At 68.1% G+C, this 3,271-nt stretch carries 5 protein-coding genes; 1 reads left to right on the top strand and 4 read right to left on the bottom strand.

The features are described from left to right. Positions 1–136: 136 nt before the first annotated feature. From A5789_RS11540 to A5789_RS11530, 3 genes are all read right to left on the bottom strand, one after another. A complete protein-coding gene (locus A5789_RS11540) occupies positions 137–814 on the bottom strand; it encodes a hypothetical protein (protein WP_064927233.1) in 678 nt (225 codons plus the stop codon). Positions 815–860: 46 nt separating this feature from the next. Next, positions 861–1,211 (bottom strand): hypothetical protein, encoded by a 351-nt coding sequence (locus A5789_RS11535; RefSeq protein ID WP_064927231.1) that lies wholly within the window; start codon positions 1,209–1,211, stop codon positions 861–863. Positions 1,212–1,298: 87 nt separating this feature from the next. After that, positions 1,299–1,508, bottom strand: coding sequence for a hypothetical protein (locus A5789_RS11530; RefSeq protein WP_064927229.1), 210 nt, complete (start codon positions 1,506–1,508; stop codon positions 1,299–1,301). Positions 1,509–1,763: 255 nt separating this feature from the next. Here A5789_RS11530 and A5789_RS11525 point away from each other — a divergent pair, with 255 nt between their 5' ends. Then, positions 1,764–2,411 carry a hypothetical protein gene (locus A5789_RS11525; RefSeq protein WP_064927227.1) on the top strand — a complete coding sequence of 216 codons (648 nt, stop codon included), beginning with the start codon at positions 1,764–1,766 and terminating at the stop codon, positions 2,409–2,411. A gap of 74 nt (positions 2,412–2,485) precedes the next feature. Here the strand turns inward: A5789_RS11525 and A5789_RS11520 are convergent, their stop codons facing one another. Beyond that, on the bottom strand, positions 2,486–3,178 hold the full coding sequence (locus A5789_RS11520; RefSeq protein WP_082940635.1) for a 3'-5' exonuclease: 693 nt from the start codon (positions 3,176–3,178) through the stop codon (positions 2,486–2,488). Between the last annotated feature and the right edge of the window lie 93 nt (positions 3,179–3,271).

Genomic DNA, 3,271 nt, shown 5'->3' with positions numbered 1-3,271 from the left:
TGGCCTCTCCGCCAACCACAAACACGATAACACGATTAATCGTGTTCACGATAGAGCGAGGTCGAAAAAGTTCGACACGGACACGAAAACGGCCCCGGACCTGCGGGTCCGGGGCCGAATCAGGGAGTCGCAGAGGTCAGACGGTGGTGGAGTGGCGGACCGAGATCCCCGACATCTCGGGGTCGGTGTAGCCGCGGTCCCGGTAGGCGTCCTCGATGATGCCGCGGTTGTCCTCGGCGTCGCCGTCGAGCAGATCGTTTTCCGCCAGGGCCTCGATCAGGGTCTGCGGTCCGTCGATGACATCGTCGTCGTCGACGGTTTTCCAGGTGCCGCCGGTCAGCTGGTTGGCCAGCAGATCCTGCAGCTGCAGGGCCACCAGCGCGGCGCCGGCCACGATGCCCGACATCGCACGGATCTCGGCCAGGCCCGACACGGCAGCAGCCACGAGCGCGCGCTCCTGGTCGCTGTCCGGGCCGATCGGCTCGGGGATCTCGAGGTCGTCCAGCCACGCGGACGGGTCGTCGTGGTCGGCGGCATCGCGAATGTGGCCGAGGGCGATCACCACAGCCCGGCCCGCGTCGACGGCATCCCACGGCGATCGCAGGTCGTCGTCGGCGTCGGTGAGGGTGTGGACCCGCAGCGTGGTCACGCCGGGGCTGCGGTAGTCCAGCAGGACCCAGCGGGCGGTGCCCTCGGCCGGGTCGGTGACTTCGACGACCAGGCGCTGAGTGGTCAGCGGCTCGAACTCCAGCGCCACGCGGTGGCGGGTGATCGGGGCCATCTGCGGCAGGTCGACGGTGGCAAGTGTGCTCATGAATCGAATTCCTTTGTTGTCGATGAGATTCGAGGATCGGGGCCGGTCAGACGGTGACGGTGACCGTGTGGTCGTCGGCGGCCAGGGCGAGCGCTTCGCGGATCTCGCCGAAGTGCGGGCAGGCCGATTCGACCGGGTCGGGCAGGTTCCAGTCGATGGGCAGATCCTCGAGCAGCACGGCCAGCCGCCGCAGGTCGATGCCGGGGCCGCTGGCGACGACCGGGCGACCGCTGGGGATGTGGATCAGCAGAAACGGCTGGTTCTCGCCGTAGACGACCTCGCCGGAGTCGAGCACCAGCAGATGCGGGGCGAGGGCGAAATGCGCGCTCACCTGGTCGGCGCTCACGCGGGTGGTGGCATCGCCGGGCAGATCGGCGGTGATGGTGATCAGAGCCATGTCGGTACTTCCGTTCGGTGAATTGTCGAGGCCGGCCCCGAGCCCGTAGCAGGGACTCGGGGCCGGATCTCGTGGAGGTGGTGCAGGTCAGGCGATGGGCGCGTAGCCCATCGCGGTCCGGGCGCCGTCCTCGCGAGCGTCGGACAACTCGGAGGCGATCATGGCGCGCAACACGTTCAACGACTCGCGCCGCGCCTTCTCGGTCGCCGGGGTCGGACCGCCGGCGTTCTCGCGCACCGCGAGGGCGAAGTCGGCCAGAGCGGACTCGATGGCGTCGGGGATCGTGGGCTGTGACATGGGGTTTCTCCCTCAGTTGCCGGGGATTTTGTGATGCGCGAGGGGCGGCGCTGGCCCTCTCGGTACGACGCTGTACCGGCATCGGGTGGGGTGGTTCGACCACCACAAACACGATAACACGATTAATCGTGTTCACGATAGAGCGATTTTGCGGGAATCCGCGACGCCCCGCGCAGGCCCGGTTGGCCGGTCTACGCAGGCCGCAATATTGGTCTAATTCTTGACTGGTATAATTTTAGACCGTACGATGGTCTTATGGACGAAAAAGCCTCAGCGGCACTGCAATTGGTCACCACGGCGCGGCGAGCGCGGGAGGACGCGGACTTGGCCTTGGCGGACACGATGTGGGCCGCGCACGAGGCGGGCGTATCGAAGAACGAACTCGCGCGGGAGGTGTCGACCACGTGGTCACGCATGACCGTGCTCGACATCCTCGCGGTGGCCCAGTGGCGCGCGGAACTGCGCAAGGTGCTGACCGACGCGGGCCTGTCGGTGGAAACCTTTTGGGCCAACACGAAGGATTCCGGCCTTCCGACCGCGGATGTCTTGCTGTCGGTGGACTACTTCCGGAATCGGGCTGCGACGGTGGTTCGCAAGTACGAGCCGATTTGGACGCTGCACAAGATCGGTTTCCGCGAATACCAAGCCGAAGATGAAACCACGGAGGAGTGGAAAGCCCGCGGCAAGGAAGCGATCGAGCAGGCACGAACACAGTGGCGCGCGGCGGTGCGTGAACGCGCGCAGGTGACGGTGCGTGCCCTGGTCACCGCCGGATACCACCTCGAGGCCTGGGGCCTGGACGGCCGCCACGCATTGAACGCTGAGGAAGCAGTGGAAACTCTGGTGAACGAGGGATCGATGGTGGGCAGCATTCGCGTCACCGAGGCCCCACAGGCGTCCTAACGAGTCATCCGGCTCGCCCCAGACGGGTGTGGCCCTGACACTTTCCGAAGTGCCAGGGCCACACCCGTTTTTGGTCAGAACATCCGCCACCAGCTGCGCGGTCGCCCATCGGCTATCTCGGTGATCGCGGCCAGGGTGGCGTGGCAGTCGCTGAGCGCGCGGTGCGCATCGGCGGCGTGATTGGCCAGGCGCGGATACCGCCACCGGCCGCGCTTGTGGTCCCACTCGCCGCGATGGGCGGCGGCCTGCTGCATCGCGCATTCGATCCGGACGCCGCGCGCGGCCCACCAGCCGCCGATATCAGCCGGGCTCACACCGTGGGCGCGGGCCAGCTCAAGGGCGAGTACCTCGGTGTCGTAGCGGGCGTTGTAGATCACCACCCGCCGACCGGTCAGCACCATCTCCAGCTCGGTCAGGATCTGCGCGAACGACGGTGCGCCGGCCACGGTTTCGTCGGTGATGTGGTGCAGCGCGGACGCCGCCGCGGGGATCGGCGCGCCGGGGTCGACCAGGGTGTCCAGCAACACCGATCCGTCACCGGCGAGTACCGCCAGCTCCACCACGCGCGGATCCGGGCGGCCCGCGCCGAACAGGCCGGTGGTCTCGCAGTCCAGAACCACCAGCGCGGGATCGGCCAGCGCCTCCCGCGCCCACGCCACCGCCGCCGCCCGGTCCCGACGCCGCCGCGCCGCGATCCGCACCCCGGCCGGGATCCAACGGGCCCACTCCAGCGACGGCGCGGCCGCCGGCGCCGCAACCGCGGTCATGACGCCTGCCCACAAGGCTGGGTCGGTTGTCTGCCCATCAGCCCTGGCCTTCCGGATCGAGGTCGTAGCCGTGCAAAAGCCAACGGTCGCGGA

The organism is Nocardia sp. 852002-51101_SCH5132738, assembly GCF_001665695.1.
In the GTDB taxonomy this organism is placed as follows: domain Bacteria; phylum Actinomycetota; class Actinomycetes; order Mycobacteriales; family Mycobacteriaceae; genus Nocardia; species Nocardia nova.
Note: the sequence above shows the minus strand (reverse complement) of the source record. Positions and strands in the feature narration are given on the sequence as shown.

Coding starts and splice junctions, on each gene's coding strand:
- A5789_RS11540 (WP_064927233.1), bottom strand. CDS start 814: ATGAGCACACTTGCCACCGTCGACCTGCCGCAGATGGCCCCGATCACC.
- A5789_RS11535 (WP_064927231.1), bottom strand. CDS start 1,211: ATGGCTCTGATCACCATCACCGCCGATCTGCCCGGCGATGCCACCACC.
- A5789_RS11530 (WP_064927229.1), bottom strand. CDS start 1,508: ATGTCACAGCCCACGATCCCCGACGCCATCGAGTCCGCTCTGGCCGAC.
- A5789_RS11525 (WP_064927227.1), top strand. CDS start 1,764: ATGGACGAAAAAGCCTCAGCGGCACTGCAATTGGTCACCACGGCGCGG.
- A5789_RS11520 (WP_082940635.1), bottom strand. CDS start 3,178: ATGACCGCGGTTGCGGCGCCGGCGGCCGCGCCGTCGCTGGAGTGGGCC.